Below are 21,643 nucleotides of genomic sequence, written 5' to 3'. Positions count from 1 at the left end.
TGACCGTTTTTCCGTTGCCGGTAGCCCTATTAGTTACTAATATAGCTATTTTTCCACTGAAACATCGCAGAGGAAAATGCATGCAACATGAATATAACGTCGAATTCGCCCTGCTTCCAAATGAAATCCTTATAAAAATAGCCCTATTAGTTACTAATATGGCTACTTGTGAAATATTTGACCCGTATCCTAAGACGGATAGGAGGGACTTCTTTGATAATGACGATGTGATAAATGAAGTAGAAAAACTAATTGAAGGGAAACTCTGGCCCCTAATAATAGGCCCTAAGAGGACTGGAAAAACCTCCATACTAAAAATAGTGAGCAAAGAAATTAACGGAATCTACATCGATGCCTCAGGGATTAGGAGTCTAAAAGAATTGGGGAGCTTGATGGTAAATTCAACTCAATTAAAGGTAGAAATCGACCTAAGGGTAGTACGAGTTGAAATTGAGAAGAAGCCAGTAAACGGGATACAAAGTCTCCTCAATAGGCTAGGCGATGCAGTCATCCTAATAGATGAAGCCCAGAACATAGTGACTCCATGGTTTATATCCTTACTTTCAAACTCCTATAATAACTCCCAGGTAAGATTTGCTTTTTCCGGGTCAATGATAGGACTATCGAAGACATTGACAGGGGAAGGGAGAGGAAAAAAGGTGGGGAATTCTTTCAAAGGCAGGCCAATAGTTGAGATAGAAGTCAAGCCGTTCAACGCGGAGCTCAGTAAGGAATTTCTAAGGACGGGATCAAGACTTTGTGGTTTCGACGTCTCAGAATCCGAAATAGAGGACGCAGTGAGAACATATAGAGGAATCCAAGGCTGGTTAACGTATTACGGTAACTTTAGGAGACTAGGGTATTCTCACGAGAGAGCCAAGGAATTGGTGTTGAACATTGCAAAAAACTTAATCAAAGAAGAATTAAAGCAGCTAAGCGAGACCCAGAGGCTCATAATTAGGGCCTTAGCCTTAGTTGAGGAAATAGGTTGGAAGGACTTAAAGAGGCTCACCGAGAGTTTCGGAGGGAAGGAAATTAGAGATGCGGTGTTTAACAACGCGTTAAAGCACTTAGTTGATGCAAAGATAGCCAGGAAAGAAAACGCCAAGTATAGCTTAATAGATCCCATATACAAGATCCTCGCTCCTCCTTAGGCGACTTAAAAGCTCCGCCCGGGCCAAGAAAACATGCGCCCAGTTCAAGTGCATTATATTATTGCAGCAAGATCAAACTGAGACAAAAACCCATTAACTATATTGGCGGCATTCTTGATCAAAGCACGCCTCTATTGATTCCCAGGTAAATGCCGATACTGGTTGCCCTGCCATGAAGTACGCGGGCGATGCGACACGTGAAGAGAGGGCTCGACCCATAGCAAACGGCAAGGCTTAGGGGATCACATCGGCTCCAGGCTCTACTGAGACGACCCAAGACCTACTGCCCACCCCCTCCACAGCCCGCGCGGCAGCGGCGGCGTCCTCGAATAGGGCCACCACGCTTCCCCCCATGCCTGCCCCGCTCAGCTTAGCCCCTAGGGCCCCCAAGTCAATTAACTTATTTCGTATAGCCTCTATCTCTGGAATGCTTACGTCGTATAGGTCCCTCAACATCTCGTGCTGCTCGTTCATGGCCCTCCCAACTATCCTCGGCGATGGCTTGGGCTTCCTCAACTCAACAAGAACGGCCTTGGTGGATTGATTCATCCTTATCGTGAACTCAATCCTCCGCCGCTGAACATCGCTCAGCGAGTCCAAATACTCCACCGCCTCCCTCCCAATCCAGTCCCAATCCACTCGATCCAATGGGAAATCTAGGTTACGGCCCATTGCCTCCCCCAATGCCCTCAATGCCCCCCTCAACTCCCTCTGCCTCTCCGAATGGATATTAGAGGTCCTATGCTTGACCCCGGAGTCCACAACGGCTAGGCTCAAGTCCTTAACCCCTAACTCCTCGACGGAGTAGGGCGGCCTGGTCTCCAACGCTATTAATCCCCCAAAGGCCGACGCGTATTGATCCAGCCTCCCACAGGGAATGCCCAGCTCCGCGTTCTCCGCCTCAAACGCCAGCTCGGCCAGCTCCCCCCGGGTCAGCCCTGCGCCAAGCGAGGCACCGAACCACTTGATTATGGCCACAAGCAAGGCCGAACTGCTGCCCAGGCCAGCCCCCATTGGAATCCCGCTCCTTACTATTAGCTCCGCGCCTCCCACCCGCATGCCCCGCCTCCTCATTGCCCTCAGCGCAGCTATCACGTAATCGCTCCACCGCCCCGTGAACTCGCTGTCGGCGTCAACCTCATCCCGCTCCCCCAAATCCATCGACTCGACCTTGACGCGGCCGGGCGCCTCCCGCCCCTCCACCTCGGTCCTCAAATTAATGGCGGCGGGCACTACTGGCAAGCCCTTATAGTCCTGGTGGGTATTAAATAAGTCCACCCTGCCCGGCGCTCGCGACTTCATGTATTGAGATGAATCTCGCTCCATTTATAAATAATAATTTATGAGGCTATGATTGATTAAACAGAAAGTAGGCCTGGCTGGCCTCCCGCTCACCCTGGAAGGGCGAGGCTTGTCCCCTCATTTATCACGGCCTCGGGCTTGCCATTACCATTATGGAGGCGTGAGGTGCCATCGTGAAAGATTAATACGGGTTCGTGGTTAATCGGTTTTATGGGAATGGAGTTGAGGTTCAATCCATTGATAGGGGAGTGGATAATGATATCCACGGTGAGGGAATCGAGGCCATGGCAGCCCTCCTCCGCGTGCCCCTTCGATCCAGGCAATGAGGAGACGGGCATCGGTTGGTCTTATCTAATATTGCCCAATAGGTATCCAATGCTTGTCCCCAGCCCTCCACGCAACTCGAGAACCCCTGGATTCAAGTCCCGCAGGTCTTTTGGGTATTGTAAGGTGGTCGTGGAGTCCCCTAACCACTCTTTAATTGATCTGCACTTGATGAGCCTAGATGAATTGACTAACGTGCTTCTTGGGGTGAGGAGGGAGGTGTCCGATATGGAGGGTCAAGGCTTCGTGAAATACGTCTACTTCTTCAGGAATAAGGGCAGGGAGATAGGGGTATCGTTGACCCACCCCCACAGCCAGATATACGCGCTCCCCTACGTTCCGCTCCGCGTTAGGCTGGAGGCGAGGAACATGAGGAGGTACATGAAGAGGCGCGGCTCCTGCATGCTGTGCGATGAGTTGAAAGCAGAGGCGGGGAGCGAGCGATTGATTTACATAAATGATGGATTCGCGATAATAAAGCCGTACTACTCCATGTGGCCCTACGAGATTCACGTAATTCCAAGGAGGCACGTCCAGAAGCTGACGCAGCTAACCGATGACGAGGTGAGGTTGATGGCGGACTCCCTCAGGGCCTCCACCTACATGCTGGACTCCGTGCTGGGCAGGGACATGCCGTACGTGATGGCTGTTCACCAGGCCCCGGTCAAGTTCCACGAGTCCTTCCACCTACACGTCGAGTTCTACCCAATGCTCAGGGACGCGGGTAAGATGAAGTACGCCGCGGGCGTTGAGTGGGGGCTCTGGACGTTCACGTACGACTCGTCACCTGAAGCCAAGGCGGCGGAGCTGAGGAGATCATGTGCTAGTGCGCGCGACCTAGTTGGGAGGTGCGTTTAATTACGCCTAGACCTATTGCAGCGATTATGGATCACGCGTGGATCGGCTTTTTCCTGAAACCAAGCCACGGATCATGGGATTGGGAGGAATGCGTGGAGTTGATCTATGAGGCGTGAAAGCATTAGGGCATGCTTTCAAAATTGGTCTGCAGCAAACTAACGCCCTCGCGGAGGGGTCCCTGGCGGCGGTATGAGAGAAAGAATATAAACAAGTACTAGAGCTTACTATTGATGAATAATTTATTATTAATAAAGCTTTTTGTAATGATATCCATAATAGTATTGCTGGGCATTTCATTATACCTCGAATCGCAGCCCCGCGTCGTATTCATCTATTACGGCCCCAATTACGTGGTCCGCTACGTGAAGCCGACTCTCCTATCAAGGCTTGTGAATGGCTTGGATCACGTAGATCCTCCAGTATTCCCCTCAATATCGATGCAGGTTAACGGTGTAGATAAGTACTACAACCTATCGCTTCCCATCACCAACGCCAGCCTCTACGCATTTGCCGTGGGCCCAGCTCCCGGCGGCTTCGTCGACGTGGGGGAGTGGGGAGGTAATGGGAGCACCATAATCATCAATTCGTCCAGTTACTTGCCCTACGCCGAGGAGCTGGATGAGGAGCTGGGCTATGGATCGACGGCGGGTCCCTCCCTCGTGGTGCTGTTAAGTACCATAAGCAATGCGAGCGATACTGCCTTCTCTCCCCTGGATCTAGTGACCATACCCATAATACCATCGCTGGCGGAGGGATCGGAGGTCCAGGTCCAGGTTAACTACACGGCGGCGGCTATGATAGACATGGGGCTCACCATGAACTTGACCCGCATATGCTCAGCATATCCAAGCCTTCCCAAGTGTCCCCGAGTCCCCGTCGCATCCATACCGCTAGGCCCGATAACCTCCCGCATCCCCCACATAAATAAACCAATGGCTGGAGCCTCCCAGCCGCGGTACTGGACGGAGTACTTCAACTTCACCTCGCCTCCCCTTGGGGGGACCGTGATGGGTTACTGGTTCGTGGCCTCCCCCGTGGGAGTGGAGGCTAGATTGAACGGTTTGGAGCTTGGCATCGGCATGAATAGGGGAGTTCTGGCCAGCGGTCAATCCAATGTAACGCTGTCCGTCTCCGTGACCGGTCCGCTGGTGCTCGATGCCCCCCTCTACGAGGTGGGGAGCCTTAACATTTACTACGCGATGCCGCAGGTATCGCTGGAGTGCGATGTTAACGGCAGCGTGGTGACCATATGGGGAACCCCCACCGTGCTGAGCAACGGCTCAGAGACTGTTGAACCAGGCTCCGGCGGGGAGGGCGGGCTTCAGCCTCAGCTCGCCGCAGTTCAATTAGCATCTGTGGAGTACCAGTTCCACGGCTTCGCTGTATCAACCGAGGCGCCCCAAGGCGGGAATTACACCGGGTCATTGATGTGTTGGCTGGTTGAGTCCCCTCCCGATAATCCATTCTCTGCCAGGGTGAATGTATCTGATCCCTATGGGGCTGGATGGGAGGTAATGAGCTCCGTGGCCTCCGTCTCGGGCAATGGCAGCGTCGCGGATTCCGTGGTGAGGCTGGGGGGATTCCGAGATGAATTGAGCGCCGTGGTAACTAAGGACCCGCCCGGTAAGGAGTGCGTAATAAATCCGAGCTCCGTGGCTGTGGCCAATGGCTCCGCCGCGTCCTTCACAGTATCATGCGTTGCCCAGCCCCCCAAGACAGGGGTCTCAGCTTGCCCGTGGTTTACCTTGTTCGATGCATGTATTGAATGGTATAGGGGGAACATAATGTTCAATGGAACAATGCCGGCCCCAATAATGGGCGTCTATTTCACCCCGGCTCAACTAAAACACATTGAATTGGTTGAGGAATATCCATACATAACCGTGGGTTCCGAGACCTCCTATGATTTGAGCTTTGCGGTATCATTTGCTGCTCCGATTAGGTTGGGTAAAATAGGAATAGAAACAAGCGGGTCTGGGTTCACCATATGGTCTAGCCACAACGAAGTGGTATTGTTGGATTATGTATGCATGTGGGGCTCGGTGGGCAATTATTGTGGTTATTTCAATAGCAATTTAAGCCAAGTCACAAGCATCTCTCCTGGTTTCACCACTATCGATTTGATCGGCATCGGTTACCTGGTTAATTACACCCTACAAATTGGATTTCTGCCGTTTCTCAAGATGGGCAATATCACGCTAGTGTGGTTTGCTCCATTTAATAATACTAAGACTCATCAATTCGAGGCTACCTACTCCACTGGCGATTCGGGCTGGGGATACATCATATCGACGGCGTTCCATGACATAAATGGCAGTTCCATAAACGCACTAAAAAAGGTACAGCTAAGCCCTACGGTTAACAATTTAGCTGAGAACACAGGCGATATAATAGAGAATGCAAAGTACACCAATTATTTCAGCATAAGCATTCCGGTGGGCGCGATAGTAATGGCTATGTCAGATGGACCATCCGGTTTCAGTATGCCGAGCTATTTACCGGAGTTAAATGTAGGTGTATCAGCGGGCAGCATGCATGATGTGGCCACAGCATATGACTTATCGATAATCGTTATGGGTAGGAATGGTACTTGTTTCTCCCCTGTATATTATGTTACCAATTACTTGATTTACGTGGAGCCGCAATCCGGTTACTTCCCCTCTCCCTTCTATCTGGTGCAGCCCAATCCATCTGGATGTGATCGATGATGGGATTGCGAGTCCGATCCCCCGCAATTGGGGCAGTGCGTTAAGTCATCAATAATATTAAATCATCGAGCCCGTTCTGGAAATGCGTTTCTTGCTTCGCTCTGCTAGTTGATGGTTAACTATAGGGTTATATTCATTACTTATTTACTTTAGCTGAAAGGATTGGCTTGGAGTATTATTTATAAATGGCCCCCATCTCCGTCAACTATGTCAATGTGGCATTGGCCCATAGATCCGAAGGATGTCCCTAAGATAAAGGTAGAACCCCCGGGTCCCAAAGCCCTTGATGTGGTTAAACGAGACGAGAAGCTCATAATGCAGTCATTCGGTCGATGGTACCCCCTGGTGATTAGGGCTGGCTACGGCCCAGTGGTGGAGGACGTGGATGGCAATCTATACATAGATATGAATGCCGGCATAGCCGTGATGGGCGTAGGCCACAGTCACCCCAGGATAGTTAAGGCAATAAAGGAGCAGAGCGAGTTGTTCACCCACTACAGCTTGACGGATTTCTATTACGACGTTGCCGTAAAGCACGCGGAGGAGTTGATTGGAATAACCCCGATAAGCGGGGAGAAGAGGGTGTTCTACACGAACTCGGGCACCGAGTCCATAGAGGGCTCGCTAAAAATAAGTAGAGGGCACTTCCAGAACCAGAGACCGTACGTCATAGCGTTCCTGGGCGCCTTCCACGGCAGGACCTACGGCTCCATGTCCCTCACCGCCAGCAAGCCCGTCCAGAGGCGGGGCTTCAATCCGATCACGCCCAACGTGATCCACGTGCCGTATCCATACCCCTACAGGTGCCCCTTCGGTAACCTGGATGAGGCGGCGTGCGGAGATGCAGTGATAGGGTATATGGAGGATTGGATATTCGGAAAACTGGTAGATCCAAGCGAGGTCGCGGCCGTATTCTTTGAGCCCATCCAGGGAGAGGGGGGCTACGTGGTTCCCCCGAGGAACTTCTTCCCCAAGCTGAGGAGCTTGGCGGATAAGCATGGTTTTCTCCTCGTAGATGATGAGGTGCAGGCCGGCTTCGGCAGGACCGGTAAGTGGATGGCGATAGAGCATTGGGGAGTGGAGCCCGACTTGATAGCCACGGCCAAGGCGATAGCCGCGGGGCTGCCTCTCGGCGCCATAATAGGGAGGAGCAAGGTGATGGATCTCCCCAAGGGATCACATGCCAACACGTTCGGCGGGAACCCCGTGGCATTGGCTGCAGGGATAGAGGTGATAAACGTGATCAAGGATGAGGGGTTGCTGGAGAACGCGTCCAGGGTGGGCGAGTTCATACGAAACAGGTTCAGGGAAGAGATGGACTCCATAGATCTAATAGGTGACGTGAGGGGGCTTGGCTTGATGATAGGCGTGGAGCTGGTCAGGGATAGGAAGACAAAGGAGTACGCAAAGAAGGAGATAGAGGAGGTACTCATGGGGAGCTTCAAGAGAGGGGTCGCCGTCATATCGTCTGGCTACTCCACCATAAGGATAGCGCCGCCGCTTAACCTACCCATGGAGCTGGCGGAGAAGGCCGTCAATGTGATAATAGACGTGTTGAGGAAGGTGGACAGGGAGAGAGTTAAGTGATGAATGGCTCGAGACTCTTGATTGCAATTGAAAATTAAAATTATCGAATGGTTGGATTTACCGTTAATTAGATGGAACAGGTGTCTCTTCCTCTAAGTACCACTCAAGTATGTAGTCGCGCTCGTCGGCGATATCCCTGGCCCTTTCGTATGCCTCCCTCCATGTCTGGAATGATCCAATGATGGACCAGCCAACCCCGGCGAGCTCCTTGTCCTGCTCCCGGCCAGTCACCAACACTCGCGCTGCTTCCTCGTTTATCAATATCATATATTTTCCAGTCATATCTAGTATTCTGAACAACCCATTTATAAACCCAGACGATAATTGTTTACCTGAGTTTGATAAAACTTTCAGTAAGCTATATTCACCCCCATCGATTAATTACAATGCTCGGCTGGAATTGCCAGGGAAATGCTTAAAAATAGGCTTAAACAATAGTTTAGCAAATGGCCATAGGCATAAAAAAAAGTTTACACAGAAGCCCGCTACGCCTATCGCTGCTGGCCGTGCTGAGCGCAGCCGCGGTCTCGCTGGAGTTGCTGAGAATAGAGTTCCCATTCCCGCTCGCCCCATTCCTTAAGTACGACTTAGTCGGGGTACCCCTACTATTATTGGCATTGCTGAGCGGCAGGAGGGATGCACTGCTTGGAGCCAGCATCACGGCCATAGCCATATTCCTGGCAACGGGAGACCCAGTGGGGGCCTCTATGAAGTGGTTAGCCGAAGTCGCCACATTCATTCCATTCGCATCAATTTATGGATATGGAGGCAAGATCAGGACAGCGGCGGCCAGCGCAGTAGCCGTTGCATCCAGGGTGGCCGTGATGGATGTGGCCAACATCGCGGTGACCCCGTATTGGTTAATGATATTCGCCCACGCCTGCTCGACATACGCTCAATGCCTGACCTCCGTGGAGGTTCTATTGCCCGTCATATCAATATTCAACGCCTCCCTGGCGCTTATCTACATAGCGATAACGGTTCCGCTCTATGAATACATAGCTAGGTACTTGAGGTCACAGCTATGGGAGTTGAGGTAACCGATCTTTGGTTTAAGTACAATGGAGCCGATAAATGGACACTGCGGGGAATCAACCTGGGCCTATCGAGCGGCCGCCTCCTATTGCTCGTGGGTAAGTCCGGCGCGGGTAAGTCGACCCTAATCAAGGCCATCGCCGGATTACTTGCTGGGAAGGGGGAAATGAGAGGATCGATTCGCGTCGGCAAGGTATACCCAGTCCTCCAAAACCCTGAGAATCAATTATTGGAGTTGACGGTCAGAGACGAGTTGGAGGGAGTCGATGAAGACATAATTAGTGCAATGGGGATTCTGGATCTAATGGATCGCCCAACGTTTGAGTTAAGCGGTGGAGAGCAGCAGAGGGTGGTCTTGGCGAAGGCATTGGCCAGCGGGGCGGACGTGTTGTTGCTGGACGAGCCCACCATGTGGCTTGACTTGGATGGAGTGTCCAATCTGCTCAGCGTAATTTGGTACATACGAGGAATGGGGAGGGCAGTGATCGTGAGCGAGCATAGGTATCACTACTTCCTCCCAATAGCGGATGAGGTTGCATTGCTGGCGAATGGATCCATTACATTCCGCGGCCCTCCCAGGGACGCCATCGAGTCAAGCGAGCTATCGAGAGAGGTGGGCGCTCCCCTCTTCATGAAGCTCTGGAGATCTATGGGAGGCGCGCCTGCATTAACGGTGAGCGAGATTGCACGCAATTGAGGCGCGGAATCTTTGGTTCAGGTACGAGGGCGAGTGGGTGATACGGGGCGTGAGTTGGGTCGTGGAGCCATCTAGGGCGGTAGGGTTGATTGGGAGAAGCGGGTCCGGCAAGACCACGCTGCTGAGGATACTCGCCGGGGCCAGAAGGCCGAGCAGGGGCAGCGTGTTCATAATGGGCATGGATCCCCGCAAGGCAAGGGGAATCCTCGCGTACGTGCCGCAGAACCCCTCCCACTCGTTCTACATGCCGACTGCGTTGGAGGAAGTGATGGATTCATTGATTGGCATAAAGGGACTCTCCAAGAGGGATGCCGCAACCGCTGCAATGAATATATTGAACGCGTTCGGGCTGGGCGAGTATGCTGGGGAGAACCCGTTCAACCTATCCTGGGGCGAGCAGAGGCGATTGTCCCTGGCCGTGGTAGCGGCCTACGGTCCCCGCGTGATACTGCTTGACGAGCCATCCACTGGCCTTTCGTATAGGGACAAGGAATGGGTGGCAGCGCTGCTCAACGGGTTGGATTCCACCATGGTGATTGCCACGCATGACGTGGATTTCCTGCTTCTCATGGGCGTCGATGAGGCTGTCGAGCTGGAGAACGGGGTTCTCGAGCCCCTCAGCTGCGGCAGGCTAGTGTCTAGGTCGGAGGTGTACATGGTTTTAAGGACGGCCGAGCTGCCTGAGCCTGTGAGATGCAGTTCAGCGGTACCTTGGGGTGACCCACTGCGTCGGCCATAATGGGCTTAACGTATATCCCCGGGCGTACTGTTCTACACAGGTCAAGCATATGGGGCAAGATGGTAATGCTGGGAGTCCTAGTGGCTGGTCTACTGCTTGGCTATAGATCGATGTTATTGTCGATGGGGGTAATAGCCGCCTTCACTGTGATCTCGGGTCGATCCAGGAGGTTCTTGTCCTTGTTGGGATATATATCGCCAATCATAGCGGCTACAGTGGTTCTATACGCGATCACGGCCATAATTAATAAGTCCACCAGCGTGGAATCGCTTTTATTCATTGGCATAAACACGGCCAGGCTCGTAGCGTCGCTCTCCATGGTTGTCGTGATCGTGGGCACCACGAATCCCAGGGAGGCGGAGGCGTTGCTTCAACGAATCGGTTTATCCGACTTCGCCCTGGCCCTGCACCTCACGATTCGCATGGTTCCGATAATAGCTGGGGAGATCGAGAACATACGCACCGCAACCAGGCTGAGGGGCTCCGGCTCCAGCTCCCTTAGGTTCCTGATCCCAGTCATGGTTAACTCCATAATGAGGGCCAGGGAGTTGGCGGATGCATTGATGTTCAGGGAGCAGCGTTTTTTGAGGGTGCCGAGGCCGGGTAAGTACGACGTGTTGCTGGCCTTGGCGGCGGCCATCCCATTGATGGCGGCCATCTAGAAACTAACCCTTCTCCTCATCATCAATGCATCCCTGGCCCTAAACCTCTCCTCCAGCCATGGATCTCCATTATCGTGGTAGCCCAGCATTTCCCAGTAGCCCTGCTCGTCTTCATTCATCACCACCAGCTTGGATAGGTACTTCGCCGACTTCCAGGCGTACCGGCTGGGAACCACTAGTCGAAGCGGGTATCCATGCTTCCTCGGAAGAATGGCTCCATTCATGGCGTACGCGACTATGCTTTCCTCGCTGGTCAACGCGTCCAGCGGCATGTTAGTGGTGTACCCATCCAACCCCACCGCCATAGCGAATCGCCCCCGCGGGCCGGCTAGGCCCAGCAAGTATTTTGTTTGAACCCCTCTCCACTTCACATTGCTCACGCTCCAGCCGGTCACGCAGTGGAAATCCATCACCAAGTCGACGCAGGGCAGCTTGGTCATCATGTCGATTAAGGTCACCTCCAGCCTCCTGTCCACCGCTCCGGTCACCTCCAGCTTCACCTCATCCACGCTGGGCGGACGGCCCGGATCGAACGCGTCGTATATGACGAATTTATTCGCCCTAACCTGGTTCGGCGGCCACTCCCTGGAGTATACCACCTCCCCGCACTTCCTGGTCAACGCCTCCTCGATCGCCTGCTGCTCCATCGTTGATACTAGATGAACTAATAAATAATTGCTGCATCGGTGTCGCTTTCACATTAATTAACTGGAAATCCTTAAATGCACGTCTTCCGTTTATGATGAAGATGGTGGATTTTGCGAGTTTGCCCGGCATGGATCCCATCCTCAAGTCGGCGGATGAGCTGGGATTCGGCGACGCCATTGCCCATGCATTGAGCGGCAAGGCATCCATAAAGGATGTAGTGGAGTTGTACAGGGCCCCTCTTTGGTTGGTGGGCGCTGCAGCGCGGGCGGTGACGGATAGCGTGAGCGGTAGGAGAGTGGGCTTCATAGTGAACGTGATATTCAATTACACCAACGTATGCGTGATAGGATGCAAGTTCTGCGCGTTCTATAGGAAGCCCGGATCCCCGGATTCGTATAGGATAGCGGTTAGGGATGCCGTGGCCTCCATAAAGGATTATTGGGAGAGGTACGGCATAAGGCAGGTCCTATTCCAGGGAGGAGTGGATCCAAGCATTCCCCTTGAGTACTACGAGGAGGCATTCAAGGGAATAAAGGAGGCCACGCGGGGGGAGGTCGCGATTCACGGCTTGAGCGTGGTGGAGATAGAGTGGTTGGCCAAGACCAGCGGCTTGAGCATAAAGGAACTGGTGTCCAGGCTGCGGGAGGCCGGCTTGGACAGCGTTCCAGGCGGCGGCGCCGAGATTCTAAGCGATAGGGTGAGGAGGTTAGTGTCCCCCATAAAGAGCACGGCTGGGACTTGGCTTGATGTAATGGATCAAGTAATGGAGATGGGAATTCCGATAAGCGCAACCATGGTGTACGGGCACGTGGAGACGCTCGAGGAGAGGGCGGAGCACCTATTGAAGCTCCTCGACCTGCAGAGGCGGCGCGGCTTAATTATGGCATTCACGGCTTGGAATTTCGAGCCGGAGAACACGGAGCTGGCCAGCGAGGTTCCGTACCCAGTGGGGGGAACGGAGCTGCTGAGAACTGTCGCGATCGCCAGATTGGTGTTCAGGGACGAATTGAAATGGATACAGGCCGGTTGGTTAACGGCGGGCACGAGGCTCGGCCAAGTCTCCCTGGATTACGGAGCCAACGACTGGGGGGGAACGCTTTACGAGGAGAGGGTGATGCCGGCCGCCGGGGTTCCCCTTCCCCACTTGGCCCGAGAGTTCATAAAGAAGACAATAGCGGGGGCAGGTTACGTGGGCTATGAGAGGGATAATTGGTACAGGCCGTTAGAGCCCGTTAATTAACTGGTCAATCCATCTTCAGCTCAATGAATCCATCGCTGGTCTCGCTTGCCTGGTAAGTCTTGAGCGGCGGGGTTATCTTCTCCGTCTCGCATCCCTCCTCCGGCCTTATCTTGGCCTTAGCTATTAATTGCCCCGTCCTTATATCGTACTGAGCCTCGTGGGCTGGGCAAGTAACTGTGTACCCATTCACCTTGGTCAGCAATGCGCACCCCATGTGGGCGCACACGGCATCCATGGCGTAGAGGCGGCCCTCCACCTTAGCCACCAGGACGGGCCTATTGTTAACCCATGTTATTATTGAATTCTCTCGCTCAAATACCTTGGTAGATATGCGTACCTTCATGGGGTGGGGCTATAAGGTTAATTATTTAAATATTTTATCATTAATTTATCGATAAAGCAAACGGCAAGCCCAGCCCTTAAGGGCAATGAAGGAGGTCATGATATGAACTTGCAGTTAAGGCGGTCCTCTTCCTCCAGTACACCATGTGGATGGACCGTCGTCAAACTAACCAAAACCAATTTCTTTCCTTCCTAACGTAGATGGCGACCGGATTAGTCACAGCTTCAATACGACGTGTCAGCTTTTAAAGAGGGCCTCGCGTGCCCCACTCAGTGGGTAGGCGAGTAGCGATTATTGGAATGGGAAGGATCGGAACCGCGATAGCGCGTGGGTACCTATTGGCCGGGGCCTCCCCGGAGGATCTTATCGGCACGGTGAAGCGCGCGGAAAGCGTGGAGCGGGTCAAGGCGCAGGTCCCAATAAGGGTTACCACCGACAATTCCGCGGCTGCCGACGCGGACGTGGTGGTGCTGGCCGTGAAGCCCCGGCAAGCATTCGAGGTATTGGAGGAGATAAAGCCTAGCCTGGGGCCGGATCAATTGATGATTTCCGTGGTGGCTGGCGTTCCATTACAAGCAATGGAGGGCTTAATCCCATGCAGGATAATAAGGGCTATGCCCAACATAGGCATAATCAAGTCCAGGGGGGTGACCGTCATATCAAAGGGGATCAGGGCCAGCGATGATGACGTAAATGAGACATGCGGCGTGTTCAAGTCCTTGGGCAAGTGCTATGTAATGGATGAATCATACATGAATGCCGTAACGTCGTTAAGTGGAAGCGGGCCTGCCTTCATTGCAATGGTGATGGATGCCATGCAGGAGGCGGGCGTCCTGATAGGGCTTCCCAGCGATATATCGTGGATGCTCGTCATGGACACGCTTGAATCTACGTTGGAGTTGCTCAGAGACTATGAGCCGGCCAGCTTGATGCGGAGCGTCGCCACGCCGGGCGGGGTGACCATAAATGGGATATGGAGGGGCGAGGAAAGGGGGTTGCGGGGAACCATAATGGATATGATAGAGGCCACGAACAGGAAGGGAGCTGAGATAAGCAGGGAGTTAATGGAGGAACTCAAGCGATACATAGGCGAGGAATTGGGGAGCCGGCGATGAGTAGCTTGGCGACGCTGGCCCGCATTGCTTGGGCGTACTCCGCCTTGATAAGCAAGGCATTGAGGGGGCTCCACAGGATTGTGGAAAAACAAGTGCCGCCGGGCTCCTCCGTGTTGGACGTGGGATGCGGGCCGGGCATCCTTGATTCAATGCTTCAATCGAGGGGAAGCAGGGTAGTCTGCATAGACGTGCTGCCCCAAATGGCTGAGCTGGCGTTTAGAAGGGGGGTTGACGTCGCCGTCGGCAGTGCGGAGATGATTCCGACCAGGAGGGCTAGCTTCGATGCCGCGATAACGGTTCTCGTGATGCATCAAGTAAAGGATAGGGAAAGGGCCGTCGGCGAAATACTCTCCTCCCTAAAGCCCGGCGGTCGCTGGATAGCTGCGGAGTTCGCGCGGCGATCCGCCGTGAATCGAGTATTCATGGATTACGGTCCATTCAAATCGCCAGGCAAGCCCGTGGCCAAGTGGTGGTTCGGGGTGGAGGTGACGGTGTCCTCTCAGGGAAACGCCCTGACCAGCAGCAATTGATAGAGGATCCTATAGCCGTATCCCTTTGATGATAAGATGACGGGAATTCTATACTCCCCCGCCACGGAGGGGAGAATCGTCACCCTAATTACGGACTCGCCCGGCCCCACCACGTGGGTCGCTGCGTCCCTACAGCAAACCACGTCAAGCCGAACCGGGGCCCCAGTCTCATTACTTATGCGTATTCCCACGCTGGTTTCCCTATTCGCTAGGGTTTCAATTACCTCCCTCTCCAAGCTGGCCCTCACGCCGCTCATTGAGTTAGCCACCTCCTCCCTAACCCTCCTCAGCCACTCGTCTATCATGTACCCGCTCCAGAAATCGCTCCACCAGAAATCGCTATCCACGGCGTGCCAAAGCGCGTACCTGGCGGTCCCCAATCGGCGCCCCAGCGCCGCCTCCGCGCCCACTATGGATCTGTAGGAGTCTATCGCCTTGATCCAGTACTGCTCGTGCTCCGGCCTCTCCCCCCTCCACTTGGAGAAGCCCCCCAGCCACGACGTGGTCGGTATGAATGTGAGCCGTCGCTTAGCCGAGCTGGCCTCGCTCAGCCTTATCGTGGACAGCACGCCATCCCTCTGAAGCAGGTCCAGGTAGGAGTATAATGCGTTCATTTCCGCCGCCACCAAGCCGGGGGTCTTCGACATGGCTATGAAGTTCTCCCCATCCAATGCTATCACCACTAGGGGATCCTCCCCATCTGCCCTGGCCGCCTCCATTAGGATCCTCCTGGCCATCCTATCCGCGTGCCTCTCATCAAACAAATTATTCTCAAACGCCAGCACATCGCTTAGCCTCTGGTCCCTGAAGAACACGGTGAAGCCGTCCACGTCGTATGGTTCATAGATGGAACCCTTATCGCCGACGGACCCCGGGAAGTGATTTCTGCCGCACAACACTGTGTAGTGAAGACCGGCAGCGGTGTAGATGCCCAACAATGACATGTCCCAAGCCATCTCGGGGGTCCACACGCCGACTGGGTCTATTCCAATCACATTCTTGGTGACGTCGATGCCGGCCTTCACCTCCTCATCAATGACATCGACCATTCCATGCGTGGCGGCAAGATATCCGGCTATTGTATGCGCGTAGAGACTTGTCAACACCTCAACTTGGCCCCGCTTGGCTTGCGACCTGAATAGATCCAGCGCCTCGCCCACTCTCTTCACTTGAATTGAATCCACGCCGTAGACGTGGCCATCCATTAAGGCGTATCCCCTCTCCACAGCATCTACCCATTGATGCAGTAGGCTGGGCGATAGGTTTACGTTTATTTTGACCTCGCCGTATTTCTCGTTCAATTTAGCATGAAATAAATACGGACCTCCATCGAAGAACGGCGATAATAAATTATCAGACACATACCTGAACGCCCAATCCATGTAATAAGCCCCATTGGGCAAATACCAGGGCGGTTGATGCATGTGATAAACCAACGCGAGCCTAATTCGCTTACCTCCATCCAATACGTATGCCCTGACGCTGTCAGTCGTTGACTTCCCATCGTAATCCACATCGGCGTTAGCCATCAAGACGCCTGGCCCCGGCAAGTCCACTTGGGTCTCTATAACCTTGGTCTCTCCCCTCAATAATGAGATCCTCTCCTCCCTCGAAACCAGCCTATCGTTATTGAGGGACGCGGTGATCCTGGCATTGACGGTTATTCCCCTGTCCTCCTCGTTTGACACCTTGACCCTTATAGCCGCGCTGTCGCCAGCCCTATAGAGAGGCTTATCAGTAGTTATGTATATCATTGCGATTGAACCCACGTCAATGAATCGGATTAAAACATTGTGTTGGAAATCATGAGGTATTCCCCCTCTCCTCCGGTGAGCAATGTTTATAATGAGTCCTTGAAATGGATCGTCAGTGAAGATAGTCATATTTGGCATTGACGGTTATCTCGGCTGGCCCCTCGCCTTGAGATTGGCGGCAAGGGGGCACGACGTGATTGGGGTCGATAATTACAGCACCAGGCGCGGGGTGGAGGAGGTAGGCTCCTGGTCTGCTCTGCCCATAGGAACCATGGAGGAGCGGCTGCGCGCTGCCAAGGAGGTGATGGGGGTCGATATCTCATTCATAGAGGGCGATGTGACGGATTATGGCGTGGTCAAGAAGGTGATGCAGGAAAAGCCAGATGCCGTGGTTCACTTCGCTGAGCAGAAATCCGCTCCTTACTCTATGATGGATCTAGACCATGCTAAATATACGTTTACCAATAACATAATTGGGACCTTAAACATAGTGTATGCTGCCAGGGATCTATCTCCACGAACCCACATACTTAAGATGGGCACTCTTGGGGAGTACGGCACTCCAAACTTCGACATACCTGAGACGGCCATGGTTAAGGCGATCATAGGTGATAGGGAGGACGAGATAGTTGTCCCGAGGTGGGCCGGCAGTTGGTATCATTGGTCAAAGGTATATGATAGTTACAATTTAATGTACGCCAACAAATTGTGGGGGCTCACCGTGACCGATATACATCAGGGCCCGGTCTACGGCACCCGGACCCCAGAGATAATTGATGAGAGGCTGTTCACCAGGTTCGACTTCGACGATGTGTGGGGGACCGTGATAAATAGGTACTGCGCTCAAGCCGTCATAGGCCATCCATTGACTGTCTACGGAAGCGGGAAGCAGATTAGGGGCTTCATATCGCTTGAGGATAGCATTGATTCCATTTACTTGCTGTTAACGCATCCCCCGGAGGAGGGGGAGTACAGGGTCGTGCATCAATATAGGGAGGCCCACTCCGTGATCGAGATAGCCCACATTGTGCGGAACGCCGCAGCTGAGCTTGGCATGGAGGTCTCCATAGACCACATACAGAATCCCAGGGCCGAGAAGGAGGAGCATTACTATAATCCCATACGCAGGGTGCTGCCCAGCCTGGGCATGTTCGGGCTGCGCAAGGATTTCAGGAGCGAGGTTAAGGTAATGCTGCAAGACATAATTCCATATAGACACAGAATAGAGGAGAAGCGATCAATAATAATGCCCAGAGTGCGGTGGCGGTAGGGTGGGGGCCAGGCGGGACGTGTTGGTGATAGCGGCGTATAGGATGCTGCTCAACCTAGCCGGACTGCTCTTGCCGTTGTCATCGCCGATGGATCCCAGCATCTGGGTGTCGCTAAACTACGGGACATTGGCGGCGGGGGGCTTGGTGGGGTATCTATTTGGCTTCAGGAGGCCCCAGAAGATTATGCTCGCCATGACTCCGCTCCTATTTATTTGGTATCCATATACGATGCCAATAGCCATGTTCGGGCTTGGCATTTTGGATCCGCTGGCGACGCCGATGATTTACGAGAAGCACGGCGATAAGGCGGTCTCGCTCGTTTCGTCGCTTACCTCGTTCGGCATAGCGGCGAGCGGATTGCTTCTGCTTCTGCCCCCATTCATTCCATTCCTACTTCTACCCTCTGTCTTGTTGTTGCCATCTATGTCCAGGAAGACGAACGTGAAGCAAGCCGTAGCGTCGTCCCTCAACGTAGAAACCGCGCTATTCGCCGCCTCCACATTCATATTGGGGGGCCTGTACACGATATTTCTGGCTAGAATGAGTGGGATTCCCTATGCTAAGTACATGCTGGCCGCGGCCGCGGTATCCATGGGAATGATCAGGCTAGCATCGCATAAATTGCAGAAATGGCTATATGCATTCATAATTGCCGCGGGGCTGGGCTTCATCATGTTTGCGTTCAATTACGCGCTATTCCTGCTCTTCATCTTGCCATACGCGGTGATTTACCCCATGATAACCATGCTGGCCGGCAAGCATGGGAGAAAGGATCCCACGACGGCCATAAACGCCGCATTCGCTGGGGTGGGCACTGGATCCGCGGTTCTCCCTGCAGCCTCAAGATCCATAAACGTGCTCGTATTCCCAAGCGTTTTAATAGCAATAGGAGCATTAATGGCAATAGTTAATAGGTTACAGCTTGTATCCTTTTATAGGGTAAATAAAAAATTTGCTAATCGGCTCTGAGCATTCCTTTAAAAACCGGCAATCAGCATCATTTGGTGCATGTAGAGTTCCTTGTGCAGTACGGCAGGGTTGGCCGCTCGATTCGCTCAGGCATACGCATGCGGCTATCCGCGTTGCCAGACGGAGTGGATTACAGCGTAAGGGGGGAGCCGCTAATGCCCGCCAGATTCAACGAGTACGGGATCAGCATGTCATCGATGGCCAAGGGCCTCCTCAGGATATTATTCGATAATTTAATGCAATTGAAGGCAGACGTATTTCACGCATTCTTTTGGTGGTACCGCAGGATGGGAGATAATTGGATACTAGAGAATGACCAAAGCCTAAGCCAGTTTCTACACATGAGCGGTGGACTGGGTCGTGCACCCCGCTTTCTGAGCAGTTTCACGTATGGAAGGGCCACCGTGATCACGTGGACAAACTGGGCCAAATCGGGTTTCATAAGGGATGGATTCCCAGAGGAGTCGATTCACGTGATAGACCTGCCGGTATGGCCTCAATGGATTAAGCTGGAAAGAAAAATCGATAACAGCATAATATTTGTCGGCATTGATTTCCACTTAAAGGGAGGCGACATAGCGCTCGGCGTTTTCAAGTATCTAAAGGAGCGGTGGGGAAGCTCCGTGAGAACCATCTATATAGGATCAGTGCCAGATGAGTATAGAAAACAATTGAAATACGTGGATGAGTACCTCCCCCCCTCCCCGTCCAGCACGGTACTGGATAGGATAGGAAAATCAAAGGTGCTCCTCCTTCCCTCTCGATGGGAAGCATACGGAATAACGGCGATCGAGGCAATGATGAGGGGCACTGCCGTTGTTTCCTCCAATGCCGGAGGCCTGGGAGAAGTGGTGGAGGGAGCAGGCACAGCGTGCGGTGATGTTGCATGCATGGCGGAGACCGCGGAGGACTTGCTGACCTCCCCCTCCACGTGGAAGAGCCAGGTGAACAGGCAATTGGAGTCATTGGTGAACAAGCATAGCCCAAACGATGTCATGGACTCCCTGAGCAAAGTCTATGAATTATTCATGCGGCGATGATAATCCCTAGTTCCCCTCCAGAACGCCTCCTCATCATCCGGCGGCAATGAGTAAGGCACGGGGTCCCTCACCCCGTTCACCTTGAATGCCACCCGCCTCATATAGCATGGACCGCACAAGCCGCAATGCTTATCGCCGTTCTCGTAGCAGCTCCATGTATGCTCCAATGGGGCGCCTATCTCCAGGCCCAACTTAACTATCTCGTGCTTGACTAAATGTCCCACCGGCATCAATAGCTCCACTCGCCTCTGGGGCCCAGTTGCGTAAGGCATGACGCTGTTGAGCAGCCTTATGAACTCCATTTCATTATCGGGGTACGCGCCGCTCTCCTCCAAATTGACGCCAGTAGCCACGGCATCGAATCCCCATGCCTCCGCAATTGCGGTGGCCAGCGATATGAACACGAAGTTCCTGGCCGGCACCCACTCGTGAGCGAATTCAGCGCCGGCCTCCCCCATCCTCGCCTTATTGACGTCGCCCTCCCCCAGCAGTGGGGAGTGGCCTACCAATTTGAAGAAATCCATGTTCACCTCTATTAACGGGACCTCCAATGCCTTCGCTACTTCCCTCACCGCCTCCCTCTCCCGCTCCTCGGATTTATGCCTATAATTGAAGTGGAGAAGCGATACATCGTAACCATCCCTCTTCAAGCTGGTCGCCGCTACCGTGGAATCCAATCCCCCGCTCGCTATCACCAAGACCCTTCGTCTATTCCCAGAGCCGCTTCTCCAGAGACTTGCCTCCCTCCACGTCCCATCCACGCCGATCTCCACCACTGTGTATGGATTGACTCTCCTCACTACGTTGCTCTCCCAGGGAGCCTTGTCTGGATCCTGCATGTAGTAATCCATGCTTGAGAAGAAAAGGGCATTGGCGCTCCAATCCCACATTACATAGAGCGGCTTGAAATTAGTGGCTAACCAAAGCCGCCCCGGCCTAGATCTATCCAACACGGCAACTGCATAGGACCCCGTCACCTCATCCCTCAATATGCGTTGCAAATCCTCGAGCGATCCATTCCACGCCCGTTCCAACAATGGGGGGAGCACTGAAGAATCTATTCTGCTGCGCTTGCGTATCCCATACCTCCTCTCCAATTCCGAGTCGTTCGCTATGGTGCCGTTATGGGTCACGGCTATTCTATCTCCCACAAATGGTTGGATATCATCTATTCCCTTCTCCACAACCACCTCGGTGGTGGGCTCTGCCCTATTGTTAGCTATGACGGCTACAGCGTCGGGACCCAGGAATCCCCGTTTCCCTGCCAACGAAGAAGAAGCAGGCCCCACTCCCTTCTCCTCCCTGAATTCCCCCTTCTTGGTAAGGTATACAATGCCCCAACTATCACGCCCCCTTTCCTCCGCCCTAATCAATATGTCGATCAATTTATCCTCTATTATGCTGGCCCTCCTTTCATCCATTTCGCCGAATATTAGGACGCCGCTGATGGAGCAATCCATCGCGGCGGTGCATAGCCTGGTCTATTTATTGATTATGCCCTGGTTTTTGATTTTCTATTTATAATTAATAGAGGTGGACTATTAGACTAAGCAATATGGGCAAGAATTGCCTGAATCAATCGATGTAAACGAGGGAAAACGTAAGTAAAATGATGAAAAACGGAATAAAATCGTCAATTAGACCTAACCACCTCAATAGTTATTTAG

The 21,643-nt window shown here is 53.1% G+C and carries 20 protein-coding genes; 14 read left to right on the top strand and 6 right to left on the bottom strand.

What is annotated here, in order from left to right:
• Positions 1 to 158 precede the first annotated feature (158 nt).
• The gene (locus tag ACZ5ZS_RS04270; protein ID WP_075059316.1) at positions 159 to 1,154 is read left to right on the top strand and encodes an AAA family ATPase; all 996 of its coding nucleotides are present in this window, start codon (positions 159 to 161) and stop codon (positions 1,152 to 1,154) included.
• Between the two features lie 234 nt (positions 1,155 to 1,388).
• Here ACZ5ZS_RS04270 and ACZ5ZS_RS04265 read toward each other — a convergent pair whose 3' ends face one another.
• Positions 1,389 to 2,456 carry a GHMP family kinase ATP-binding protein gene (locus ACZ5ZS_RS04265; RefSeq protein WP_188597113.1) on the bottom strand — a complete coding sequence of 356 codons (1,068 nt, stop codon included), beginning with the start codon at positions 2,454 to 2,456 and terminating at the stop codon, positions 1,389 to 1,391.
• 210 nt (positions 2,457 to 2,666) lie between these two features.
• Between ACZ5ZS_RS04265 and galT the strand changes: the two genes are divergently transcribed.
• The 3 genes from galT to ACZ5ZS_RS04250 all read left to right on the top strand — a co-directional run bounded on the left by galT (position 2,667) and on the right by ACZ5ZS_RS04250 (position 7,933).
• Positions 2,667 to 3,638, top strand: a complete 972-nt coding sequence (gene galT, locus ACZ5ZS_RS04260) for a galactose-1-phosphate uridylyltransferase (protein WP_188597112.1) — start codon at positions 2,667 to 2,669, stop codon at positions 3,636 to 3,638.
• A 230-nt stretch (positions 3,639 to 3,868) separates the two neighbouring features.
• Positions 3,869 to 6,346 (top strand): hypothetical protein, encoded by a 2,478-nt coding sequence (locus ACZ5ZS_RS04255; RefSeq protein WP_188597111.1) that lies wholly within the window; start codon positions 3,869 to 3,871, stop codon positions 6,344 to 6,346.
• A 207-nt stretch (positions 6,347 to 6,553) separates the two neighbouring features.
• Positions 6,554 to 7,933 carry an acetyl ornithine aminotransferase family protein gene (locus ACZ5ZS_RS04250; protein ID WP_188597110.1) on the top strand — a complete coding sequence of 460 codons (1,380 nt, stop codon included), beginning with the start codon at positions 6,554 to 6,556 and terminating at the stop codon, positions 7,931 to 7,933.
• 63 nt (positions 7,934 to 7,996) lie between these two features.
• Here the strand turns inward: ACZ5ZS_RS04250 and ACZ5ZS_RS04245 are convergent, their stop codons facing one another.
• The gene (locus ACZ5ZS_RS04245; RefSeq protein ID WP_188597109.1) at positions 7,997 to 8,215 is read right to left on the bottom strand and encodes a hypothetical protein; all 219 of its coding nucleotides are present in this window, start codon (positions 8,213 to 8,215) and stop codon (positions 7,997 to 7,999) included.
• A gap of 164 nt (positions 8,216 to 8,379) precedes the next feature.
• On the opposite strand from ACZ5ZS_RS04245, the gene ACZ5ZS_RS04240 reads away from it, so the two are divergent.
• The 4 genes from ACZ5ZS_RS04240 (at position 8,380) to ACZ5ZS_RS04225 (ending at position 11,066) form a co-directional block, all read left to right on the top strand.
• The gene (locus ACZ5ZS_RS04240) at positions 8,380 to 8,973 is read left to right on the top strand and encodes a hypothetical protein (protein WP_188597108.1); all 594 of its coding nucleotides are present in this window, start codon (positions 8,380 to 8,382) and stop codon (positions 8,971 to 8,973) included.
• Complete coding sequence (locus ACZ5ZS_RS04235) at positions 8,958 to 9,665, top strand: ABC transporter ATP-binding protein (RefSeq protein WP_188597107.1); 708 nt, start codon at positions 8,958 to 8,960, stop codon at positions 9,663 to 9,665. Before ACZ5ZS_RS04240 ends, ACZ5ZS_RS04235 begins: the two co-directional genes overlap by 16 nt.
• Positions 9,652 to 10,404: an energy-coupling factor ABC transporter ATP-binding protein gene (locus ACZ5ZS_RS04230; RefSeq protein WP_188597106.1), complete on the top strand. Its 753-nt coding sequence runs from the start codon at positions 9,652 to 9,654 to the stop codon at positions 10,402 to 10,404. Before ACZ5ZS_RS04235 ends, ACZ5ZS_RS04230 begins: the two co-directional genes overlap by 14 nt.
• Before the next feature lie 65 nt (positions 10,405 to 10,469).
• Positions 10,470 to 11,066: an energy-coupling factor transporter transmembrane component T gene (locus ACZ5ZS_RS04225; RefSeq protein ID WP_229657763.1), complete on the top strand. Its 597-nt coding sequence runs from the start codon at positions 10,470 to 10,472 to the stop codon at positions 11,064 to 11,066.
• On the opposite strand, the gene ACZ5ZS_RS04220 is transcribed toward ACZ5ZS_RS04225, so the two are convergent.
• Positions 11,063 to 11,713 carry a molybdopterin-dependent oxidoreductase gene (locus ACZ5ZS_RS04220; RefSeq protein WP_188597104.1) on the bottom strand — a complete coding sequence of 217 codons (651 nt, stop codon included), beginning with the start codon at positions 11,711 to 11,713 and terminating at the stop codon, positions 11,063 to 11,065. The genes ACZ5ZS_RS04225 and ACZ5ZS_RS04220 overlap by 4 nt on opposite strands.
• Positions 11,714 to 11,814: 101 nt before the next feature.
• On the opposite strand from ACZ5ZS_RS04220, the gene ACZ5ZS_RS04215 reads away from it, so the two are divergent.
• Positions 11,815 to 12,954, top strand: coding sequence for a CofH family radical SAM protein (locus tag ACZ5ZS_RS04215; protein WP_229657762.1), 1,140 nt, complete (start codon positions 11,815 to 11,817; stop codon positions 12,952 to 12,954).
• A 4-nt stretch (positions 12,955 to 12,958) separates the two neighbouring features.
• Here the strand turns inward: ACZ5ZS_RS04215 and ACZ5ZS_RS04210 are convergent, their stop codons facing one another.
• A complete protein-coding gene (locus tag ACZ5ZS_RS04210; RefSeq protein WP_188597102.1) occupies positions 12,959 to 13,297 on the bottom strand; it encodes a Rieske (2Fe-2S) protein in 339 nt (112 codons plus the stop codon).
• Between the two features lie 272 nt (positions 13,298 to 13,569).
• Between ACZ5ZS_RS04210 and proC the strand changes: the two genes are divergently transcribed.
• Both proC and ACZ5ZS_RS04200 read left to right on the top strand, forming a co-directional pair.
• A complete protein-coding gene (gene proC / locus ACZ5ZS_RS04205) occupies positions 13,570 to 14,412 on the top strand; it encodes a pyrroline-5-carboxylate reductase (RefSeq protein ID WP_229657761.1) in 843 nt (280 codons plus the stop codon).
• Positions 14,409 to 14,942, top strand: coding sequence for a class I SAM-dependent methyltransferase (locus ACZ5ZS_RS04200; RefSeq protein WP_188597101.1), 534 nt, complete (start codon positions 14,409 to 14,411; stop codon positions 14,940 to 14,942). Before proC ends, ACZ5ZS_RS04200 begins: the two co-directional genes overlap by 4 nt.
• Here the strand turns inward: ACZ5ZS_RS04200 and ACZ5ZS_RS04195 are convergent.
• Entirely contained in the window at positions 14,912 to 16,696 is a 1,785-nt protein-coding gene (locus ACZ5ZS_RS04195) for a polysaccharide deacetylase family protein (RefSeq protein WP_188597100.1), read from the bottom strand. The genes ACZ5ZS_RS04200 and ACZ5ZS_RS04195 overlap by 31 nt on opposite strands.
• Before the next feature lie 115 nt (positions 16,697 to 16,811).
• On the opposite strand from ACZ5ZS_RS04195, the gene agl3 reads away from it, so the two are divergent.
• The 3 genes from agl3 to ACZ5ZS_RS04180 are packed head-to-tail and all read left to right on the top strand — an operon-like array spanning position 16,812 to position 19,976.
• The gene (gene agl3 / locus ACZ5ZS_RS04190; protein ID WP_188597099.1) at positions 16,812 to 17,966 is read left to right on the top strand and encodes a UDP-sulfoquinovose synthase; all 1,155 of its coding nucleotides are present in this window, start codon (positions 16,812 to 16,814) and stop codon (positions 17,964 to 17,966) included.
• Between the two features lies 1 nt (position 17,967).
• Complete coding sequence (locus tag ACZ5ZS_RS04185) at positions 17,968 to 18,936, top strand: hypothetical protein (RefSeq protein WP_188597098.1); 969 nt, start codon at positions 17,968 to 17,970, stop codon at positions 18,934 to 18,936.
• Positions 18,937 to 18,971: 35 nt separating this feature from the next.
• A complete protein-coding gene (locus ACZ5ZS_RS04180) occupies positions 18,972 to 19,976 on the top strand; it encodes a glycosyltransferase family 4 protein (RefSeq protein ID WP_188597097.1) in 1,005 nt (334 codons plus the stop codon).
• Here ACZ5ZS_RS04180 and queC read toward each other — a convergent pair.
• Positions 19,952 to 21,436, bottom strand: a complete 1,485-nt coding sequence (gene queC, locus ACZ5ZS_RS04175) for a 7-cyano-7-deazaguanine synthase QueC (protein ID WP_188597096.1) — start codon at positions 21,434 to 21,436, stop codon at positions 19,952 to 19,954. The two genes, ACZ5ZS_RS04180 and queC, sit on opposite strands and share 25 nt — an antisense overlap.
• Positions 21,437 to 21,643: the final 207 nt, after the last annotated feature.

The organism is Thermocladium modestius (assembly GCF_055398215.1).
The sequence above is the reverse complement of the archived record's forward strand: the minus strand, read 5'-3'. Positions and strand labels throughout refer to the sequence as shown.